The organism is Chryseobacterium barbadense (assembly GCF_042849955.1).
Taxonomy (GTDB): domain Bacteria; phylum Bacteroidota; class Bacteroidia; order Flavobacteriales; family Weeksellaceae; genus Chryseobacterium.
This window is the reverse complement of sequence record NZ_BAAFHL010000031.1, coordinates 1-22,403: the sequence shown is the minus strand read 5'-3', so window position 1 is coordinate 22,403 and position 22,403 is coordinate 1. Positions and strand designations below refer to the sequence as shown.

The window sequence follows — 22,403 nt, the reverse complement described above, 5'->3', positions numbered from 1 at the left end:
GATGAAAAAGATTTCTGTTATGTTTATTCTGCCGGATTTGGAAACCGGAGGTGCAGAAAGAATTATTACCACCATTGCAAATCACCTGTCCCGGGATCGGTTTGAACCTAAACTATTGCTGTTACGCAAACAAGGCGGTTATCTTAATTTCGTTAAAAATGATGTTGAAATTATTGATATTAATACCGAAAGGATCAGGCATTCATTAAAACCTATTTTATCTGAAATTTACCGTAGAAAACCAGATATCGTTTTTTCTGGCTTTGGAGAAGTGAATGCTTATCTATCGTTATTTATTAAACTTTTCCCCAAAACGAAGTTCGTTGCAAGGGAAACCAATGTCGTAAGTAAGCATGTCACCAGAAAAGAAATTAAATTTTTCTATAGTTTTTACAATAATTATCAGAAGATTATTGCGCAGAGTGACGATATGATGAATGATCTGATGAAGAATTTCAATGTAAAGTCCGATAAGATCATTAAAATAAATAATCCCGTAGATTTTGATTTTATTGATCAGAAACTGACCATTTCCCAGAAACCGGAAAGTTTCAAGTATAATTATAAAAATGTGGTTGCCATTGGTAATTTATCTTCTAGGAAAGGTTTTGATAATTTATTGAAAGTATTTTCAAGGTTGAAAAACGAAAATATCCTGTTGCATATTTTAGGCGATGGTAAAGATCGGGAAATCCTCCATCAAATGAAAGAATTTCTGGGATTAAAAAAGGTGTTTTTTCATGGCAGACAGGAAAACCCTTACCAGTTTTTAAAATATGCCGATTTATTTATCCTTTCCTCAAGATACGAAGGTTTCCCGAATGTTTTGTTGGAAGCGGGAGCCTGCGGAACCTACTCTTTAGCCAATAACTGTCCCGGAGGTATTACTGAGATCATCCAAAACCGCATCAACGGTGAGATCTCCGATATAGAAAATCATGAAGATTTTTCACAAAGAATCATGAGTATCCTGCATCAGAGTTATGATAAGGAAGCTATCAGAAGTTCTATTAAAACAAGGTTTTCTAAAAATATTATTCTGGATAAATATGAAAAAGCATTATTGGATCTGATGCGAAAATAATTATTGTACAGCGTTTAGATTCTTATTTTTGCATCCAGTTTATTCATTTTATCTAAAATTAATATGTCATCAATTAAGAAAGTTCCTAAAATAGGATGTATGTGTGAAAAGCCCGCCTCGAATCATACAGATTACAGAAGCTCAACAGTAGGAATAGATCATACCAATGGAAGGTATGCTGATGTAAGTATTTTGCAGTGTAAGCTTTGTCAGAGAATTTGGGTCCATTATCTTGTTGAGCTTGAGCATTTTTCTCGTTCAGGAAAATGGTATAAAGGAATTGTATCAAAAAAAGATCTTTCAAGTATCACCCCTGAAAATGCTTTAGATTATTTGGAAAACCTTGAATGGTATCTGTATGGTGGTTCGTTTTTTGAAAGTACAGGTATTTTTGGGCATGGAAAAATCAATATATAGATGATTGAGATATTTCGTTTTTCTTTTTAAATTTCCATTCAAAATTTGATAAATCTCACTTTCTCAGATGGTATTTATTCTGTAAATTTGTGAGCATTAAGAAAGATAATAATAAACAAATTCATACAATAACATGAGTCAATTCGATGTTACCGTAATAGGTTCCGGGCCTGGTGGTTATGTGGCTGCTATTCGTGCGGCACAATTAGGTTTCAAAACAGCAATTATTGAAAAATATTCAACTTTAGGCGGAACTTGTCTTAACGTTGGATGTATTCCTTCCAAAGCGCTTTTGGACAGCTCTGAACATTTCGAGAATGCAAAACATAATTTTGCAGGCCACGGAATCATTATTAATGAGCCGCAAGCAGATATCGCAAGAATGATCGAGCGCAAGAATGAAGTGATCAAGCAAAATACAGATGGAATCAGCTATCTGATGAACAAAAACCAGATCACTGTATTTGAAGGAGTAGGAAGCTTCGAATCTGCCACTCAGATTAAAATTACAAAAAATGATGGTTCTTCTGAAACTATCGAATCTAAATATACGATCATTGCAACAGGTTCTAAACCATCTTCTTTACCTTTCATTACATTAGATAAAGAAAGAGTAATTACTTCTACGGAAGCTTTAAATTTGAAGGAAATTCCTAAGCATTTAGTAGTAATCGGAGGTGGGGTTATCGGTCTTGAATTAGGTTCTGTTTACTTAAGACTGGGTGCTCAGGTAACGGTTGTTGAATTTATGGATAAGATCATTCCTGGAATGGACGGAGCTTTAAGTAAGGAATTGACGAAAGTTCTTAAGAAACAAGGGATGAAGTTCATGCTTTCTACAGCGGTTTCTGCGGTTGAGAGAAATGGCGATACTGTGAAAATCACAGCAAAAGATAAAAAAGGAGAAGAAGTAGTTGTAGAAGGAGATTATTGCTTAGTTTCTGTAGGTAGAAAACCTTATACAGATGGTCTTGCTCTTGAAAAAGCAGGTGTTGAACTTGATGAAAGAGGAAGAGTAAAAGTAAACGATCACTTACAAACTAATGTGGCTAACATCTATGCTATCGGTGATGTTATCAAAGGAGCGATGTTAGCGCACAAAGCGGAAGAAGAAGGAGTATTTGTTGCTGAAACGTTGGCTGGTCAAAAACCACATATCAACTATAACCTAATTCCAGGTGTTGTGTATACATGGCCGGAAGTTGCCGGAGTGGGTAAAACTGAGGAGCAATTAAAAGAAGAAGGAGTCGCTTACAAAGTAGGTTCTTTCCCAATGAGAGCTCTAGGAAGAAGCCGTGCAAGTGGTGATGTGGATGGATTAGTGAAGATCATCGCCGATGAGAAAACTGACGAGATATTGGGAATGCACATCGTAGGAGCAAGAGCAGCAGATTTAATTGCAGAAGGAGTTATCGCTATGGAATTCCGTGCAAGTGCCGAAGATATTGCAAGAAGTTCTCACGCTCACCCAACGTACGCTGAAGCTATTAAAGAAGCGGCATTGGATGCTACGGCGAAGAGGCCTATCCATATGTAATATTTAATTGAAATATAAAATAAAAAAAGAGAAGCATTTGCTTCTCTTTTTTTATAATGAATTGATGAAATTTAGCATAACATATTACTTTTATTGATTAGAAGAAAGTCAAATCATTTATAGGAGTACTTTGGGCATAATCAGCAAGTTCTATAGCAGCTTCAAGCTTAGCCTCTATTTTAATATTAGTTCCTATAACCTTTCCAGCAGAATTAGCTACTTGCTGTCCACTTGGATAATAAGCAGCAACATTATTATCTAGTCTGACTCCTAAAACAATACCAGAACCAGAAGCTAGGTTCTCCTCATGAAATAAATAATTGTAACCTCCAACATTAGGAGCTCCAATGCATTCATATGAGTTTAATATAAAGGTATCACTTGGCTGTTTTGAACTTTCAGAATTTTTGTTGCTATAAAATGTTTTAGGAACAGTAATATGCTCACCCAATTTAGAACTGTAAAATTTTAATCCAGACTTTTCTGATATTGAGTCTAATTTAAATCCATATTTTTCCGGATAACTGATTACAGACGAAAAATAATTGCGAGCATCTGTCTTTGACATTGTTTTCATGGCATCATCTACTGTTATTCCTTCTTCAAAATCATTCTCTGATGAACAACTGTTTAAGAATAATACAAATAGAAAAAAAGTTCCTGTTAAAAGATAATTTAGTTTTTTCATAAAAAAAATTTGAAGACAAATATAACAAAAATTCAATATAAGGTGAATTAAATAAGTCTGTTTAAAATGATTGTGAAAAATTAAAGTTAAGTCAACACACAGTGATAAATACTTAGTATATGTAGTTTTTATGAAAAAAGTCACAAAAAATAATCCGGGTTTAGTTTTTATTTAGAAAAAATATAAATAATTTTGCCCAAAATTGTTAAAGTTGAAGAAAAGAGTTTTACTTCTTGCCTTTCAGTTTATTGTCATTTCTGTGAGTGGCCAGTCTTTGACCGGGATTGTGGTGGAAGCTGATAACAAGAAGCCAATTTCAGGTGTCAAGGTAGGTATAGAAAATACAGGAGTTTGGACGGTTACCGATCAGTCCGGAGCATTTCAGATAAATTATACTCCTAATGAAACGCTTGTTTTTTCAAGGACAGGTCTTTTAGAAGAAAAAAAGACTTATGTTACGATTCCGACTGGTAGGATTACTGTAGAAATGCAGATTGCATCAATCCGTATCAAAGAAGTTTTGCTTTCAGCCAGAAAGAAAAATTATTCTGAGATAGAAATTAAAGAAGAAGCTTTAAAAAATATACAGGCATTTTCTTTAAATGAAGTGTTGGAACAAATTCCGGGACAAAAACTTCAAAATCTTAACCTTAATGAATTTAAGCCTATCGTTTTTCGTTCAATCGTTCCTGATAATGTAAGGGATGAAGGTTTTGGGAATAAATCTTTCGGAACTGCAATTGTGGTGGATGGTATCCCAATTTCCAATAACGAAAACATGCAAAGCTATGCAGGGAATTATACAGTGGTATCAAATTCATGGTCAAACCAGGGATCGTTATTTATGCCCGATCTTATTGGTTTTGGTGCGGACGGAGGCTATTTTTCCAATGCCAATTTTGGTGCAGATTTAAGAGAAATCCCTGTGGAAAATATCGAAAGTGTAGAGGTTGTTCAAGGTATTGCCTCCGCAAAATATGGAGATATGACTTCAGGTTTAATCACAATTCAGCAAAAAAGTGGTAAGACCCCTTACAGAGCCTATTTGGCATTAAGGGACGGAACCCAGGAATATAATCTTAATAAAGGGATTAAGATCAATGATAAACTAGGATTTTTAAATGTAAACCTTAATTATTTAAGCTCAAACTCAGACCCAAGAACGAAATTCAACAATTATCAGAGAGTTTCCACGAATCTGATGTGGACGGTTTACAATAAAAATAAAAACATCAGTAACTCTTTTTCTGTGGATTACGGAAATAATTTTGATAATGCCAATTTTGAGGAAGAGGATATTAATATGACTGTTGTGAAAAATAAAAAACGCGACATTCGTATTTCCAACCGCTTCAACTGGAGATTCAAAGAGTTTTTCTTTGATAATTTAAATATTAATGCCAATTATTCTCAAGGGTATCAAAATTCCTATAAGTCAAGTCTTCTTAATAATGGTGGCGAATTGGTAGGAACAAGTACGGAGGAAGGGGTTTATACAGGGACCTATTCACCGCCAAGCTATTTTCAGGTTCAGGAAGTCGAGGGAAAACCAATTTCCATATTTTTCTCTGCTGATCTTAAAAAGAACATGAAAACAAAATCAAACTGGATTCATAATTTCCTAATAGGGACTTCCATGAGAAGCAGTGATAATAAAGGAGCGGGAAGATTAGGCAGTCCTGAAACCATAATTACCCAGTTTGCAGGTGGCGGACAGGCTTTCAGGCCTTATAACTATGGTGAGAACGTAAGGGCAGAATATCAGTTCTCATTATATGCTGAAGATAATATTTTTAAAAAATTCGGGAACTATATTTTCAACCTGAGCGCAGGGTTGAGATTTGATAATCAATTTGGAGCATCTGTTTTGCAGCCAAGGATTAATACCTATTTAATTTATAAAAACTTCAAATTCAGAGGGGGGTTCGGTATTTCATCAAAAGCTCCGGGAATTAACATGATCTATACAGGACCGAGATATTATGATGTGGTTTTGGCAGATATTCGTCTTCCGGGATATTATAATCTAGGTGTAATGCAGACTTTTGTGGATTTTTCAGATAATAAAAACCTGAAACCTTCAAAAAGCATGCGTTCAGAGATTGGGATAGATTATAAATTTCCCATTGGCAATGTTGGCCTTACGGCTTATTACAACCATCTTTATGACGGATTTACTACCGAAAGTTTTGCCAGTAAAAGAGGTTTGGCAGAGCTTCAGATCAATAATAATGGAAATAATCTGCCCACTTATGAGATTATTGGGTACAGCGACTATTTCTATACCCAGAGCAGATTGGTTAATACGTTGAAATCATCTGACAAGGGGCTTGAATTGATGATAGGACTTTACAAACTTCCTTTAAAAAATATCAGTCTTGATATTAACGGAAGTTACGTGGAAACCACCAACAATTCCGGAACAGACAGGTACTTTAAATCTAATGACCTTACTCAGGAAGCTGTATACGGATTATACAAACCGCATGATGCAAAATATAAGCAGTTAAATGTAGGAGCAGCATTAAATTATCACCTGCCAAAAGCGGGATTGGTCATCTCTTTACGAACACAGCACTTCATTGTTGATGATATGTACATTTTCAACCCTAAAGTTTTGTATGCTTACATTAATAAAAACCTTGAAAAGGTAATGCTTACTCAGGAGCAGATCAATGATCCGAATCAGTTTGCCAACATTAAGGAAGCCAATTTTTATGAGGAAAAAAGAAGTTTGGATAAGGTTTTTCATAATATCAACCTGAAAATCTCAAAAGATTTTAGAAACGGATTTAAATTTTCCTTCTATGCCAATAATTTTCTTGACCTGAAACAAACCCAGGTTGAACTGGTAAACGGAAGATATGTGGAAAACTTAAAAGACGATTTACTAAAGCTTTCCTTCGGTGCCAAAATAGAATATCAATTTTAAAACTACTCTTATAATAAACACTATGAAACAGTTATTTAGTTTTTTAGCCATTATAACGCTGTTATTATCTTGTAGAGATGATGATTTCGGAACCAATAGCAATGCATTGCAGCCAACTGCATTTAAAGTTGAAGTAAAATATGACGCCACTTACAGTTCCAAACATTCAAAAGGAGCTACTGTGGTTCTTACCAATAATAATTCAGGAGATACTTATACACAAACTACTGACGCAAGTGGTTTTGCTAACTTTTCAAGTGTGATTCCGGGAACTTATAAGGTCACGGTTTCAAAGAAAATACTGGCTGATGAATTTTATTCCACTTTTGGATATGCAGCACCGGCTTCTGAAATCAATTTCAATGGAGTTCAGGATAATGCTACAATCAATATCAATGTTCAGAGTACAGTTATCGAATTGAAATCTGCAAGAATAGGGGATTTATTGATCAAACAAATTTATTATGCAGGTTCTCATGCCACTCAGGGAGCCGGAGTAAGAGACCAGTTCATAGAAATTTATAATAATTCCAACGAAGTAATCTATGCAGACGGACTTTATATTGCACAGCTTTACGGTAAAACAAATACCACGGTAAATACATATTCCCAGTCAAACGGACAGTTCGACTGGAGCAAATCAATCGGGATGACTGCAGGAAGTGCGGCGAATACAGATTATGTATATGCCGATTACATCACAAGGATTCCCGGAAATGGTACCCAATATCCTATTTATCCGGGACAAAGTATTGTAATTGCCCAGAATGCAGTTAATCACAAATCTCCTTTGGTAGATAATACGGGAGCACCTATTAATATTCAAAACCCGGCATTAACGGTAGATTTAAGCCAGTCTGAATTTGAAGTCTATCTGGGTGACTTTAATTTATCCATTGGGGAGACTGTATTTAAAACTGACATCCAGAATCCGGCTGTAAAAGATATGGAAATTGCATATTGGGGAAGACCGGGATACTGGAACGGGAATAGTGATTTTATCATGGACAATCCGGGAAGAGACAGCTTTGTTATTTTCAAATCTGGTGATTTCAATACATATCCTGATTATTCTGATCCATCAGTAACCAACATAGGAACCAATACAAAATTCTTCAAACAGATTCCGACAAACGTTATTATTGACGGAGTAGAATTACAACATTACAATCCGAATTCTCAAAGACCTAAAATGCTGAATGCCTCTATTGATGCTACTTTTACAAAATGTGACCAGGCATTCAATTCTCAGGCGGTAATAAGAAAAGTAAAAACCACGATTCCTGCACAAGGAAGTATTCCTGCGAGATTTGTGTTAGAAGATACCAATAACTCCGCCAATGACTTTGTCATTAAACCCGCAAATCCAAAAGGCTTTTAATATATAATGAAGTTTAAGATTTTTCAAATAGCATTCTTACTATCATTCAGTTGTGCTTCTGCACAGTTGAATGATAGTATTTTTATACCTACCAATCAAATTTATTACCAGCAACTCAACAGAATCTGGGACAATCCGATTCAGTTTTCCAATCAGGAGTTTTCAGATTTTACGGAAACGGAACTGAGTGCTGTTGTCAAGGATCTGAATATGAAAAGAACTCAGACGGCAGAAGAGTCTAATGAATTTGGCTTTACAACTCAGGGAATTTTTAATATTTCCAATAAATTAAGGCTTTTAGGAAGTTTTGACTATCAGTTTATCACAGAAAAAAATCTTGGCTTTAACCTTACCAATGGCAGAACGGAAGATCAGTTTGTTTTGAATCCCCATTATCTTTTTGTTCCTAAAAAAGCCAATTGGGAAACCCAGAATTACCACATAAAGGGAGGTTTGTCCTATACAATCTGGAAAGGTTTGGAATTGGGAGCGACAATTGATTATAAAAACCAAAGTTCATTCAGGAAATCAGACCCGAGACCGGAGATTAATACTGCCGATTATTCAGGAAAAATATTTGGAGGGTATCGTTTAGGAAAACATCAACTGTCAATTTTCGGAGGGTTAGGAAGAAAAACGGAGACTTACGATATTATGTCTGTTAATGAGTTTATTAATGCTCCGGCCAATCCAGAATATTATGTGAGATTTTCAAGTGGTTACGGAAGGCTGATCTATTTTCCATCTTACTCAAACTACAGTTACAGAACTATTGACAGGAATTTCGGAGGGGGATATGCCTTTGAAAATCAAAAGAACTTCTTTAATATCAATTTCTCTTACAGTAAAGCGATGCAAAACCTTTATGGACACACAGGAGAAGTAAATAACAGCACAACAGGTGATACTTTTTTTAAAGAAAGCCTGGAAAAAATGAAATATCGCCTTGTCAATTATAAGACGGATGCTAATTATTGGTTTAAAGGCGAGACAATGGATTTTATGTCAAACGTGAACTTCCAAAGCATCACAGGAGATAATTATAATATTTCAGAGCTTGGACAGAATTACAGGATGACTTTAGACAGATTGGCATCTGCAAATCATTTTCTTTTAAGAGATGGTAGAAAAATAAAATTCGGAACAACTTTAGAGACGGTATACCATGATTTTTCTGCAATTGATTTATTGGGAGTGACTTATAAATATGTGAAAAGCTTGAATATCAATGTGAAATTTAATAAAGATATTTTCTATAGAGATAATCAAAAAGTTAATCTGGAGATAGGAGCAATGTCTTATTTCCCTTTAAGTGAAAGCTTAGCTTATACACCTGCTTCGTCTAATACTTTGTTATATGACCATGTGATAAAGAACGATCATGAATTTGATAGAACATCAAAATTAGGGCCTCAGTTAGGATTACAGTTTTATCAAAAAGTTACCCTTAAGACAGACCTGAAAATATTTACTAATTTTGCAACATTATTTCCGCTTAGTAATGAACTGAAACAGAATACAGATTATAACGGAAATCCTAATTTGTATTTCAGTGCCGGAATATCTCTGTTTTATTAAGAAATTATGAAGTATTTTTTGTCGCTATCGGCAGTTTTGTTTTTAATTTATTCTTTTTCAGATATTAACAGTCTGCAAAAAGGTTACACCACTCAGGAACTCCGCGAATTATATGGAAGCGGAGATCAGAATCTATGGCCGAAACCTCATTTGTTTGATGAAGCAAAAGAGGGATTTAAAGACATTGGCATTTTAACTAAGCCTGAATTTCCAACAGACAATCCTTATTCTAAAGAAAAAGAAGAATTGGGAAAAATGTTGTTTTTCGATCCGAGGCTTTCAAAATCAGGACAGATTTCATGTGCTAACTGTCATGACCCTGAACTTGCATGGACAGACGGAAGAAGGGTGGCTTATGGACACGACAGACAGTTGGGAACAAGAAACGCACCTACCGTTTTGAATATCATTTATGCTCAAAAATATTTCTGGGACGGAAGAGCCGCAACGTTGGAAGAACAGGCAAAAGCTCCCATAGAAAACCCGGTGGAAATGAACTTCCATTCAAGATTGGCGGTGAAAACCATTGCCAGAATTAAAGGGTACAAAGAACACTTCCAAAAAGCTTTTGGTGACGATAAAATAACGGAAGAAAAAATTACCAGAGCAATTGCTACTTTCGAAAGAACTCTTATCAGTCCGAAATCGAGGTTTGATAAGTTTGTTTCCGGAAAGAAAGATGAATTATCAGATTCTGAAATTAATGGTCTTCACTTGTTCCGAACAAAAGCCAATTGTATCAATTGCCACAATACACCTTATTTTTCGGATCAGAAATTCCATAATGTTGGATTAACGTATTTCGGGAGGGAATATGAAGATCTTGGATTATATAACATCTCTAAAAAGAATGAAGATGTAGGTAAGTTCAAAACGCCGACATTGAGGGAGATTTCACAAACAGCTCCTTATATGCACAATGGTTTGTTTCCACATTTAAGAGGTGTTTTAAACCTGTATAATTCTGGAATGCCCAACGAAAAGAGAAACCGCGAAAGTCCACTTGCTCCGAAAAAATCAGCCATGCTGGAAAAACTCAATCTTACCGAAGATGAAATAACGGATCTGGAGAATTTCCTGAAAACGCTGCACAGTTATCAATACAAAATGCGGGCTCCGCAATTGCCAAAATAATATAAAGGGAAGTCTCAAAAAGACTCCCTTTTTTCATGTAAATAAGTTAGATTCGTCTACCTTACTTTTTAATCCCAGCCTTAACCTTATTTTATTTCCGTACCTTTGAAGCCTAATTTATCATTCAATGCTACCAGGAAAAACTCAGACTTTACAGATTTCAGAAAAAAACAATTCAGGATGGATATTAACGGATGAATCCGGGGAAAAGGCTTTTCTACCTAAAATCTTTATCCAGGATGAAAAAGAAATTGGAGAAGAAGTGGAGGTTTTCGTGTATCAGGATGATCATAAATTAAAGGCAACCAAAGAAATTCCATTAGCTGAAGTAGGAGAGTTTGCTGTAATGAGCTGTGTACAGAGCCTTCCGAGCGGTGCCTTTATGGATTGGGGGATTATTAAAGACCTTTTTATCCCTTACAAACAGCAAAAATCTAAAATTGTAGAGGGAAAAAGATATTTGGTATATGTGTATGTTGATGAAACTTTAGATCTGATCACCGGAACTACAAAATTCAAAAGAAACCCGCAGTATGAGAATCTCCCGTTCAAGAAAGGAGATAAAGTGGATTTAATTATGATGAATGAAAGTGAACTGGGCTGGAATGTAGTGATCAATAAAAAATATATCGGATTAGTATATACTTCCGATGTTTTCAAAAAATTATATCCGCTGTCAGAAGAAACGGGTTACATCAAAGCGATCAGAGAGGATGGAAAAATAGATGTGTCTCTTCAGCCGGAAGGATTTGAGAATATCGATGAATTTAAAAAGAAGATTCTCGATAAATTGGAAGAAAATTATGGACTTCTTTATCTTTCGGACAAATCTGCTCCGGAAGAAATTAAAGACGAGCTTCAGATGAGTAAGAAAAACTTCAAGAAAGCGGTTGGTGGACTTTATAAAGATAAAATTATTGATATTTTAGACGATAAGATTCGTTTATTGTAATTTCAAAGATGATATAAAATATACAAGAGTGGGATTTTCCCGCTCTTTTTTGTTTCCGGATTTCAAATTAAAATATGATGCAAATCATAATAATTCCATTAATTATTTTGTTTAACAATTTTGTCAAAACAGATGATTGGTTTACCTTTGCACAAATTTGTTTAACAAAAATGTCAAATCAAGCCAAAAAAGACCAAACACAAGAATTAATTAAGGAGACAACAAAGAATTTATTCTTTGTGAAAGGAAAGTTTGACGCTACCACACAAGAAATTGCAGATGCAGCCGGAGTGAACAGAACACTGATTAATTATTATTTCCGCTCAAGAGATAATCTGATTCAGATCATTTTTGATGAAGCTCAGAAGGTAGAGCATGAAAAGTCAGAAATCATTATGAACTCAGACTTGCCTTTTAAGGAAAAAATAAGCCAGTTTATAGAAGGAAGCTTATCAACAAGCCTTCAGTATCCGTACCTCGAAACGTATATTGTTTCGCAGATCAACAAGGGGAATTGTCACAAAAAAGATATTGAAGAAGATGAACTTAAAAAACTATATAAAGATATAGAAGCGGAAATGGAGTTGGGCAATATTGAGAAAATGGAACCTATTCAGTTTGTTCTAAATATGGTTTCCTTATTGGTTTTTCCAAGTGCAATCAGACCATTATTGATGGAGAATTTAATGATCAGTGATCAGGAATTCGACAAAATCATATCGGAAAGAAAAGGAATTATTTTGAACATGTTATTTAAAAACTAAAAAAATGATAAAGTAATTTCAGAAATGATTCGTCCTTTAGAAATAAAAACATTTGATAAAACAATATTCTATTAAAAAAATAAACGAAGTATAAAATTATGAAAAGAAACCGTATAACTGCAAAAAAGCTTAAGATAGGTATAGCTGCTGCATTTATGATTTCTGGTTTTTTACAGGCTCAGCAAAGTTTTACAGTGGAACAGTCCCTGGAATATGCTGTCACAAACAATGTGAACGTAAAAAAAGCCAAAATAGATCAGGAAAAAGCATCCCAAAAAGTAAAGGAAACTACCGGGATAGGGCTACCTCAGATTGACGCACAAGGTACGTATAACTACTATTTGAAAATTCCCGTACAGCTTTTACCTGCTGAAATCGCGGGTGGAACGCCCGGAACTTATATCCCTGTCCAGTTTGGATTAAAGCAGACAGCAAGTGCAGGAGTTACATTAAGACAATTGCTTTTCAATGGCTCTTATTTAGTAGGATTGCAATCTGCCAAAGCGTATAGAGAAACAGCTGCTTTAGGCGAAGAAAAAACCGAAATAAGTGTAAAAGAAGGTATTATGATGGCTTATGCCGCTGTAATTGTAACCGATGAGAATATTAAAACATTGGAAGAAAACAGAAAGGTTGCAGAAAAAACATTAAATGATACCAAAGAAACCTATAAAGTAGGATTAACGGAGGAGCAGAATGTAGAGCAACTGGAGTACAGCTATAAAAATCTTGTGGTTAATATTGAAAACCTTAAGAGAACAAGAACCAAGCTGTTGATGGCCCTTAAATATTTGATGGGGTATCCGATGGATCAGAAAATTGAACTGGCTACCACATTAGATGAACTGGTACAGAAAAACCAGATTTTGGTAGATCAGAATCCCAATATAGATGTGAACAACCATATTGATATGAGACTGAGCAATAATGCGGTGAAAGTTTCAGAATTGCAATTGAAATATCAGAAATCAAAATCTTTACCGTCATTATCAGGATTTTTAAGCTCAACATATAATGGAAACAGCAACAGCTTTACTTTCTTCGATAAAGATCAGCAATGGTTCAACACCTCTGTGGTAGGACTACAACTAGACATTCCAATATTCAGCGGTTTACAGAGACACTGGCAGACCCAGCAGGCAAAACTGGATCTTCAGAAAGCCGAGATGGATAAAGTAGACATGGAAAGAAACCTGAAAAATGAATACTATTCTAAAGCAGTGGATTATAACAATGCTTTCGAAAGCTATAAAACAGCTCAGGATCTGATCCAGTTGTCTTCCAATATTTACCGTAAAGAGCAGATCAAGTTCAAAGAAGGATTGGGAAGCAGCTTTGATCTTCAGAATAGTGAAACGCAATTGTATGATTCCCAAACTAAATTGTACCAATCTGCAATCAGCTTAGTTCAGGCAAAAGTAGCTCTTGATAAAGCAAAAGGTGAATTATAACATTAAAAGCAAAAATAATAAACTATATATATGAAACCGAAAGGTTCATGTGATAACTAATAATAACAATTTCCCACATGAAAAAAATATTTCTTCCACTAGCATTACTACTTACCCTTGCAGCCTGCAAGAAGGATGAAGTACAAGATAAAACGCTGGAAGCGCTTATAAAAACCAAAGACGTGAAAGGTCTTCAGGCATACAAAGACCGTCAGAAAGCTAAAATGGACAGCCTTAACAATGTAATGGCTGAAGTAGATAAAAACCTTACAGCATGGGGAGTTAGCCAGACTACGGGATACGTTTCCGTGCTGAAACTACAACAGACTTCATTTGCCCACAATGTTGAGATCCAAGGGAATGTAACTACCGATCAGGATGTTACGATCCAACCGGATTTCAGTGGAGTACTGTCATTATATGTAAAAGAAGGACAGCGAGTAAACAGAGGACAGGTCATCGGTAGAATTGCAGACGGGGGACTGAACGACCAGTACAAGCAGGCTCAGATACAGGTAAGCTCTATGAATGCTCAGTTACAGATTGCGAAAACAGATGCTAATCTAAAGCGTATTGCTTACGAAAAGCAAGCCGCTCTTTGGAAACAGAAAATCGGTTCGGAATTCCAGTACCTTCAGGCTAAAGCAGCTTATGATGCAGCACAAAGACAGGTAGCCGCTTCTCAAAGTACTGTTTCAGCCACTCAGAAAGCTGCGGATGCTGTAAAATCTAACCTTGCGAAAACTGCTATTGTAGCACCATTTAGTGGAGTTATTGATAAAGTAATTACGCAAAACGGACAAGTGGTGGCTCCGGGAAGAGACATCGTGAAGCTGATCAGCTTAGGAATCATGCGTGTTGAAGCTAAAGTTCCTGAAACGTATTTAGCAAATATCAAACCTGGAACCAATGTAGACGTTGTTTTCCCTGCATTGAACAAATCCATCAAATCAAGCGTAAAATTAGTAGGGAATTATATCGATCCGGCTACCAGAACATTCATCATCCAGATTCCGGTTCCTAATGAAGGAGGATATATAAAACCAAACTTATTGGCCCAGATCAAGATCCAGGATTACCTGAATCCGTCTGCTATCCAGATTCCGGCTCAATATATTTATGATGATGCAGCACATAAAAGCTATGTATTTGTGGCTACCAACATCAACGGAGAAAATGGAGTTGCGAAAAAAGTATTCGTAGAAACAGGGCAGAAGTCGGAGAACAGTGTAGAGATTACAAGAGGCTTGAAAGCAGGAGATGTAGTCATTACAGATGGTTCTAAAAACCTTACAGAAGGACAGAAAGTAAAAATCTCTAAATAATTTGTAATAAATTAAAATTATGGGCGAAAATAAACACCACGAGAAAGAATCTTTCTTTTCCAGTTGGGCAGTAGACAATAGAACCACCGTATACGTACTTACTTTTTTGATCGTAGTTCTGGGGATTTTTGCATACATGTCCATGCCTAGAGAGAGCTTTCCGGAAGTGGTAGAAAATAAAATATATATTTCTTCCGTATACCCGGGTAACTCGGCGGAAGATGTTGAAAAACTAATTACCAAGGAGCTTGAAGATAAATTCAAGAACGTTTCGGGAGTAGATAAGGTAACTTCCAATTCATTTCAGGACTACTGCTTGATCACCGTAGAATTTAGTGAAGATGTACCTCTGGCTGAAGCTAAGCAAAGAATTAAAGATAAAGTAGATGAAGCCAAAGGAGACCAGGACTGGCCCACTGTGGATTCAGGATCAAAGGTTGAGCCAAGTGTTTTCGACCTGAATATCTCTGAAGAGATTCCTATTTTGAATATTAACCTGAAAGGGAATTATCCTAAGTTTACCTTAAGACAATATGCGGATGATATTAAAGATGACCTTGAAGACATTCCTGAGGTAAAAGATGCGGTGGTTTTAGGAGTGGATGATAATGAAGTGGAAGTGGCGTTGGATATCTATAAGATGAATGCGGCAGGAGTAAGCTTTGATGAAGTTATTAATGCCATCAGAAACGAAAATATTACGATTTCCGGAGGTAATCTGATTACGGAAGGGAACCGTGAAAACGTAAGGATCAAAGGCCAGATTTCAGAGCCTTCAGAACTGAATAACTTCCTGATTAAACCAGGAGTGAAAATCATGGATCTTGCTAAAGTAGAATTCAAAGAAAAAGAGAAAACTACTTATGCAAGAGAATCCGGAAAAGACGTAGTCATGATTAACCTGAGAAAAAGATCAGGAACAAATATGATTGCCGCCATTGAACAGGCAAAAGAGAAAATCGAAAAAGCAAAGGAAACGTATTTACCAAGCGACCTTGATAACTCTCTTACGTCTGACCAGTCTACCGACGTAGAGCACCAGGTAAACGAATTGGCTAACCACATCTTAATTGGGATCCTTTTAGTGATGTGCGTATTGAGCTTCTCAATGGGGCTTAAAAATGCTTTATTCGTAGGAACAGCGATTCCGCTCTCCATGTTGATTGCCTTTGCCGTCCTAAGTGCCTTTGGAGTTACCTTAAATACAATGGTACTCTTCGCAATGGTAATGGGACTCGGGATGTTGGTGGATGACGGAATTGTGGTGGTGGACAACGTTTACGCCAATATGGAGAAAGGGTACAAGAGGAGAGAAGCATCAAAATTCGGGATCGGTGAGATTGCTTTCCCGGTAATTACTTCTACCTTAACGACGGTTTGTGCCTTCTTACCGATGCTCATGTGGCCGGGAATTATGGGAGAATTCATGAAATATTTCCCGATTACGATTTCCGTTACCCTTTTGGCCTCATTGTTCGTGGCATTGATTATTAATGCTTCGATGACAGGAGGAGGAATGACGCTGGATAATAAAAATATCACTAAGCCGCAGGCTGTAAAATATTCGATTATTTTTGCCATTTTAGCAGTTGTTTTCGGCGTTTTAAGACTGGTTACAGGTGTTGAATATTTCCTTGCCGTAGTTACGCTTTCCGTATTAGCTATTGCTGCAATATGGTTATATAAAAACTTCTTCCACGATAGAATTGAGCATTTCCAATATACATTCTTCCCTAATCTGGCGAAGAGATACCAGAAATTCCTTAGAAATCTTTTACAGGGGAAAAAGCCGAGATATTGGTTTTTAGGAGTAGTAGGTGTACTTATATTTTCATTTGTTCTTTACGGAGCCATGATGGGAATCGGACGTTCCAAAGTCCTTTTCTTCCCGGAAAATATCCCTAAGCAGGTAATTGTGTATATGGAATATCCACAAGGAACGGATATTGCTAAAACCAATACCGCAACCAAGCAGGTGGAAGCTAAGATATTAAATGTTCTTAGACAATATAATGACAAAAAGACGGGTGAAAACTTCCTGGTTGAGTCAATGGTTACCCAGGTTGGAAAAGGAGCGATCAATCCACAGGTTGATGCCGGATCCGAAGCAGATACTCCGTTTAAATCAAAAATTACGATCACCTTCGTAGAATTTGCTAAACGTCACGGAGTAGATACGAGTGAGGTGATGGAAGAGATCAGAAAAGCGATTCCTAACATTCCGGGATTTACCTTTACCGTTGAAAAAGATGCGAACGGACCACCGGTAGGTTACCCTGTTTCCATAGAATTGAAGGGTGATGATTATGATGAACTATTGGGAGAAGCCCATAAGATGATCGAATATATCAACAAGCAGGGGATCAGTGGTATTGAAAAACTGCAATCGGATATTAATAAGGAAAGTCCGGAGCTTATTATAGATATCAACAGAGAGACTGCCGGAAATATGGGTGTTTCTACTGCTTATACGGGAATTACGCTTCGTAGAGCTTTATTCGGACAGGATATTTCCACTTTCAAAGATGTGAAGGATGATTATGATATTTCTGTAAGATTACAGCAGGATCAGAGAAGAAATACAAGTATATTGTTCAACCAGCCGATTACCCTTCAGGGACCAAACGGACCGGTTCTTGTACCGATGTCCACATTCTCTACGATGAAAGAAGAAAATACTTTCAACAAGATCAAGAGAAAGGATAATACAAGAACAATCATGGTGTACTCTAACGTATTGAAAGGATATAACGCCAACGAAATTGTTCAGAAGATCCAGGCTTCATTGAAAAGCTACAAAACTCCGGAAGGAATTACCTATAGCTTCGGTGGTGAGCAGGAAGAACAAGGGAAGAACATGAACTTCTTATTATTCGCTCTATTCCTGGCGATGGCATTGGTAACATCCATTATTGTATTCCAGTTTAACTCGATCTCGAAGACGTTGATCATTATGACAACCATCTTCCTGAGTTTTGCCGGTGTATTCCTTGGATTATCTATTTTCGGAATGGATTTCGTTATCCTGATGACAATGATGGGAATTATTTCCTTGGCAGGGGTTGTAGTGAAGAACGGTATCGTATTGATGGACTTCTTCGTTCTCAAACTCGATGAATTGGTTGCGAAGAAAGGAGTAGAAACTCACGATGACCTTGAACTTGAGGAAGTAAAAGAAATCATTATTGAATCTGGTAAAGAGCGTTTAAGACCGGTATTGTTAACCGCAACAACGGCGATCTTAGGATTAATTCCTTTGGCGGTAGGTCTGAACTTCGACGTATTTGCTTTCCTTACCACATTGAATCCACATTTCTCAGTAGGAGGGGATAACGTAATGTTCTGGGGACCATTAGCATGGACGATCATCTTCGGGTTATCATTCGCCACATTTCTTACCTTGATCATCGTTCCGGTAATGTTCTACATTATCTCTAAGAGAAAGATCAAAGCAAGAAGAAAGTATGTAGCTAAACATGCTCATGACGCAGAAAAAGATGCAGAAGAACAGGAGAGATTGAAAAAATTATATCCTGAAGAGTTTGAAGAATATCATAAGAAGAAAGATTTCGGGGCAGAACCGGAACCTGAAGCTTAATAGAAACCATAATTAACCGAAAAAGCGTATCATTTGATACGCTTTTTTATTTGTATACAGGGTGGAAAATAAAAAGACTTCCAGAATAAACTGAAAGCCTTTTGTATTTTTTTTATGAAATTTAATCTGCCATTACTTCACCGGACTTTCTGTAGACAAAACTTCCATAGATATGTCTTCTTGCAAAACGGCTCGGAGAATCTGCATTCACCATTTTGATATAAGTATTTCTCGGAACACCGATGTATTCATATATATTTCCGTTCAAATGCTGAACCGTAAGAACCGATTTCTCCATATAAAAGTCCTGAATATTCGATTTGGTAATGGTTTCCGTATATTCTTCCTTGAATTTTTCCTGCGTTTCAGGATTAATGCTTACCAAAAAATGATAGGCTTCAATTACAGATTTACTTTTTTCTTCTGCTTCCAGCTTTCCCGCTTCATCATTGATAAATTTATCAGGATGCGTATCTTTCATTGTATTCCTGTAAATGGTTTTCAGTTCCTTTAAAGTTACATTTTTATCAACCTCAAGAAGCTTTCTGTATTCACCTAATTTTTTCATAATGGATAATCCTTATTTCGGGGTGCAAAATTAAGCTTTTAAATTGGATAAACCGTAAGTTGTTCAGTATTAATTTATTTGAAAGGTAGTATTTTGTTTTCTATAGTGGATTTTTCACAAATTCTTCAGCTGACATTTTATATACTTTTTAATATTAGTCTAAATAATTTACATTCAACATTCCTGTTTTGAATTTTACTTTTATGGTATCTCCATTGTCATAATCAAAAATAGATTTTAGATTTTTCTTAATTCTTCTCTCATTTATTAAAAATAATTCATCATCATGTATACTATTTTTTCCTGCACTTAACCAGAAGACTTTATGATCTTTATGATGAATAACTTCAAAGGTTCTTACCCATTCTTTTTTCTCAGTTTTAGTATTAGCATAGAGTAAACATTTGTCAATGAGATTTTTAAAACCCATATAAAAAGCAATTCCAAAGAATAGAATATATGGAAGAGCATTAAGAGTTTGAGTAAAATTGAATTTTTTTTGCTTTAGAAAAAGAAGGACTACTATAAAAAGAGACAGCAATAGGGTATATTTCCATGAATACTCTTTGAATGATTTTATATCTGTTGACAAATATTTTGTTTTTATTGCGGGATCTAATAATAAGGCATTTACTAAAAAAAGTAAGGTAAGAAAGGCTATAGTTATGATTAAGGATTTTGATATTTTAGGCATTAGTAGTGTTTTAAAAAAATTACTGTTTTCTTTCAATTAATATTTGTCGAATAGCTTGTTTTGCTTCATCAGTAATATTTCCCTTTTGAAGTTTATCTTTTAAGGATTCATCATCTAAGTTTTCAAAACGTTTTTTAAAGATCTCAATTTGGCTACTTCTTCGATCTGCAATTTCTTCTTTTGTTGTTTCAAGCCATTTTTCTCTTAGATCAGAGATCATTTCGCCTTTTTTATAGACCAAAATAACAAAGAGGAGAAAATTCACTATATTAAAACCCATAAAACGTATATGAGAAGCATTATTAAAGCTGACCAGGTTTATTATTCCTATAGCTAACAAGAAAATCAATAAAATTGTGCTTAGCTGTGGGCGGAATATATACAATACTGAAACTAGTATTAGTCCAGCTATTCCCAAATTCAAAAAGATATCAGAATAAGGAATATTAATAAAAGAAAAAAGTATATTCAACCAGAGAAATGTTATGATCAGAATTTCAGTCCTTTGAAACAGTTTTGTCATTTTTTTTTCAAAATTTACTCCGGTCTCTGATAAACATACGTCAATTTAGCCCCTTTAATAAAATCCTCCAAAGAAGTTTTATCATTCGCTTCTTTATTGGTAAGCTCAATAAAATAAGTAAGCGTACTGGAAATTCTGTTATCTCTGCATTGGATTTTAAATCTTTTAACATGAGAATTAGCATTCAGAAAAGAAACTTCCGTGGTATTGTTTAATTTAATTCCGTTCACGTCAAAGCCTGCTTTCGGGTCTTTTTGAAGCTTCAAAAATCTTTTCTGGGTTTTATCTTCGGTCTCATCGAGGAATTTCTGCATCTGATAATCCGTTAAAAGCTGTGGATAAATCAAACCTTCTTTGAGCAGTAAAGTCGTGATTTTATCGGTTTTGTCATAGTAAATAACCTTATCATCAAACTGAAACAGCTTATCTTTTTCCGTTATTTTACCGTCAAATCTTTTGTAATTCTTCTTTTTGTAATCATTTTTAAAGTGCTCTGCAACAGCTTTGTCCTTAGTGCTCATGGTTTCTTTTTTCTGACTAAAGGCATTCACTGATAATAACAAACAAAGACTTAATGACAATAATGATTTCATAATTTTATTTTAATTTTTCTTTTAATAAATCCTGTAAAGCTTCATACAAATCCGGATAGGCAAATGTAAATCCGGTATCCTGAATTTTTTGTGAGGAAACCCTCGAACCTTTAAGCAATGCATCGGCCAATTCACCAAATAACAACCGCAAAACAAAAGCCGGTACATTAGGCATAAATAAAGGTTTTTTCAACACTTTAGCAATGTTCTTTGTTAAATTTTCATTGGTGGTATGCTGTGGTGAAGATGCGTTGTACGCACCTTTTACAGTGGGGTTTTCTAAGGCAAATTCATAAATAGAGCAAATATCTTTCACGTGAATCCACGGCATATATTGTTTTCCGCTGCCTAAAGGGGAACCAATTCCATATTGTATGGGCGGAAGTATTTTCTTTAAAGCACCGTCTTTTTCGGAAAGAACAACGGCAGTTCGTATTTTCACCACTCTTTCAGCCACATTTTCTTCCAGGAATTTGTCTGCTGACTGTTCCCAGAGTACCACAACTTCACTTAGGAAATCATTTCCGGGTGGATCTTCTTCCGTATAAATTTTCTCAGTGGTTTCCGTGCCATAAACATTGATTCCTGAAGCAGAAATAAACGATTTAAGCTTGATATTTTTCTTTTTCAGCGTGTCTAAAATCAATTGGGCAGAATCTACACGGCTTGAAATCAATTCCTTTTTACGCTCATCGGTCCAGCGTTTTTCTGAAATATTGGCTCCGGCTAAGTGAATAATATGTTGTACATTTTCAAAGGCAGATTCATCAATGGTCTTTTGATGAATATCCCATTCATATTCATTACTTTGATGCTTTTTCCGGGTTAAAAATCGTACACTGTATTTTGTATCAATCTTTTTTGATAGTTCCTGTGCAAGCATTCCACCGGCGCCGGTAATTAAAACAACCTCTTTCATACTCATGAATTCAAAATTATTTATGCCTGATTTTTGACGATCAGAACGAAATCATCTTCCAAAAGTTTATACCCGTAATCATAGATGAATTTATATTCGGAACCGTTTTTATACACTTTCAGATTCGTAAAGAAATCAAAATCAAAACCCAAGCCATCCATCTTGGATTTGGCAATTTTAGTTTTGCCGTCAATATTTATTTCCCGGAGGATACGATAATTTTTGCGGAGCTTGTTATTAATATTCCGCATCAGATTGGTAGAAT

General features: G+C 35.7%; 19 protein-coding genes. 12 read left to right on the top strand and 7 right to left on the bottom strand.

The window, feature by feature from the left end:
* Position 1 precedes the first annotated feature (1 nt).
* The 3 genes from ACGHIN_RS11890 to lpdA all read left to right on the top strand — a co-directional run bounded on the left by ACGHIN_RS11890 (position 2) and on the right by lpdA (position 3,038).
* The gene (locus tag ACGHIN_RS11890; RefSeq protein ID WP_390453756.1) at positions 2 to 1,084 is read left to right on the top strand and encodes a glycosyltransferase; all 1,083 of its coding nucleotides are present in this window, start codon (positions 2 to 4) and stop codon (positions 1,082 to 1,084) included.
* 63 nt (positions 1,085 to 1,147) lie between these two features.
* The gene (locus ACGHIN_RS11885; protein ID WP_390453740.1) at positions 1,148 to 1,501 is read left to right on the top strand and encodes a hypothetical protein; all 354 of its coding nucleotides are present in this window, start codon (positions 1,148 to 1,150) and stop codon (positions 1,499 to 1,501) included.
* Positions 1,502 to 1,634: 133 nt separating this feature from the next.
* The gene (lpdA, locus tag ACGHIN_RS11880; RefSeq protein WP_390453738.1) at positions 1,635 to 3,038 is read left to right on the top strand and encodes a dihydrolipoyl dehydrogenase; all 1,404 of its coding nucleotides are present in this window, start codon (positions 1,635 to 1,637) and stop codon (positions 3,036 to 3,038) included.
* Between the two features lie 97 nt (positions 3,039 to 3,135).
* On the opposite strand, the gene ACGHIN_RS11875 is transcribed toward lpdA, so the two are convergent.
* Positions 3,136 to 3,726, bottom strand: a complete 591-nt coding sequence (locus ACGHIN_RS11875; protein ID WP_390453736.1) for a hypothetical protein — start codon at positions 3,724 to 3,726, stop codon at positions 3,136 to 3,138.
* A gap of 211 nt (positions 3,727 to 3,937) precedes the next feature.
* Here ACGHIN_RS11875 and ACGHIN_RS11870 point away from each other — a divergent pair, with 211 nt between their 5' ends.
* The 9 genes from ACGHIN_RS11870 to ACGHIN_RS11830 all read left to right on the top strand — a co-directional run bounded on the left by ACGHIN_RS11870 (position 3,938) and on the right by ACGHIN_RS11830 (position 18,841).
* Positions 3,938 to 6,658, top strand: a complete 2,721-nt coding sequence (locus tag ACGHIN_RS11870; protein WP_390453734.1) for a TonB-dependent receptor — start codon at positions 3,938 to 3,940, stop codon at positions 6,656 to 6,658.
* Between the two features lie 22 nt (positions 6,659 to 6,680).
* Entirely contained in the window at positions 6,681 to 8,039 is a 1,359-nt protein-coding gene (locus tag ACGHIN_RS11865) for a DUF4876 domain-containing protein (protein ID WP_390453732.1), read from the top strand.
* 6 nt (positions 8,040 to 8,045) lie between these two features.
* Complete coding sequence (locus ACGHIN_RS11860) at positions 8,046 to 9,617, top strand: DUF6850 family outer membrane beta-barrel protein (protein WP_390453730.1); 1,572 nt, start codon at positions 8,046 to 8,048, stop codon at positions 9,615 to 9,617.
* 6 nt (positions 9,618 to 9,623) lie between these two features.
* The gene (locus ACGHIN_RS11855; RefSeq protein ID WP_390453728.1) at positions 9,624 to 10,751 is read left to right on the top strand and encodes a cytochrome-c peroxidase; all 1,128 of its coding nucleotides are present in this window, start codon (positions 9,624 to 9,626) and stop codon (positions 10,749 to 10,751) included.
* A gap of 127 nt (positions 10,752 to 10,878) precedes the next feature.
* Complete coding sequence (locus ACGHIN_RS11850) at positions 10,879 to 11,703, top strand: CvfB family protein (protein WP_390453727.1); 825 nt, start codon at positions 10,879 to 10,881, stop codon at positions 11,701 to 11,703.
* 170 nt (positions 11,704 to 11,873) lie between these two features.
* Positions 11,874 to 12,467, top strand: coding sequence for a TetR/AcrR family transcriptional regulator (locus ACGHIN_RS11845; protein ID WP_390453725.1), 594 nt, complete (start codon positions 11,874 to 11,876; stop codon positions 12,465 to 12,467).
* Positions 12,468 to 12,565: 98 nt separating this feature from the next.
* Positions 12,566 to 13,918 (top strand): TolC family protein, encoded by a 1,353-nt coding sequence (locus ACGHIN_RS11840; RefSeq protein WP_390453723.1) that lies wholly within the window; start codon positions 12,566 to 12,568, stop codon positions 13,916 to 13,918.
* A gap of 77 nt (positions 13,919 to 13,995) precedes the next feature.
* Positions 13,996 to 15,243: an efflux RND transporter periplasmic adaptor subunit gene (locus tag ACGHIN_RS11835; protein ID WP_390453721.1), complete on the top strand. Its 1,248-nt coding sequence runs from the start codon at positions 13,996 to 13,998 to the stop codon at positions 15,241 to 15,243.
* A 19-nt stretch (positions 15,244 to 15,262) separates the two neighbouring features.
* The gene (locus tag ACGHIN_RS11830) at positions 15,263 to 18,841 is read left to right on the top strand and encodes an efflux RND transporter permease subunit (RefSeq protein ID WP_390453719.1); all 3,579 of its coding nucleotides are present in this window, start codon (positions 15,263 to 15,265) and stop codon (positions 18,839 to 18,841) included.
* A 121-nt stretch (positions 18,842 to 18,962) separates the two neighbouring features.
* Here ACGHIN_RS11830 and ACGHIN_RS11825 read toward each other — a convergent pair whose 3' ends face one another.
* The 6 genes from ACGHIN_RS11825 to ACGHIN_RS11800 form a co-directional block, all read right to left on the bottom strand.
* Positions 18,963 to 19,409 (bottom strand): KTSC domain-containing protein, encoded by a 447-nt coding sequence (locus ACGHIN_RS11825; protein ID WP_390453717.1) that lies wholly within the window; start codon positions 19,407 to 19,409, stop codon positions 18,963 to 18,965.
* A gap of 154 nt (positions 19,410 to 19,563) precedes the next feature.
* On the bottom strand, positions 19,564 to 20,103 hold the full coding sequence (locus ACGHIN_RS11820; protein ID WP_390453715.1) for a hypothetical protein: 540 nt from the start codon (positions 20,101 to 20,103) through the stop codon (positions 19,564 to 19,566).
* A 19-nt stretch (positions 20,104 to 20,122) separates the two neighbouring features.
* The gene (locus ACGHIN_RS11815) at positions 20,123 to 20,626 is read right to left on the bottom strand and encodes a hypothetical protein (protein WP_390453713.1); all 504 of its coding nucleotides are present in this window, start codon (positions 20,624 to 20,626) and stop codon (positions 20,123 to 20,125) included.
* A 14-nt stretch (positions 20,627 to 20,640) separates the two neighbouring features.
* Positions 20,641 to 21,219, bottom strand: a complete 579-nt coding sequence (locus tag ACGHIN_RS11810) for a hypothetical protein (RefSeq protein ID WP_390453711.1) — start codon at positions 21,217 to 21,219, stop codon at positions 20,641 to 20,643.
* A gap of 4 nt (positions 21,220 to 21,223) precedes the next feature.
* A complete protein-coding gene (locus tag ACGHIN_RS11805) occupies positions 21,224 to 22,138 on the bottom strand; it encodes a TIGR01777 family oxidoreductase (protein WP_390453709.1) in 915 nt (304 codons plus the stop codon).
* A 20-nt stretch (positions 22,139 to 22,158) separates the two neighbouring features.
* Positions 22,159 to 22,403, bottom strand: a 245-nt coding sequence (locus ACGHIN_RS11800; RefSeq protein ID WP_390453707.1) for a hypothetical protein, incomplete at its 5' end; no start/stop codon positions are given.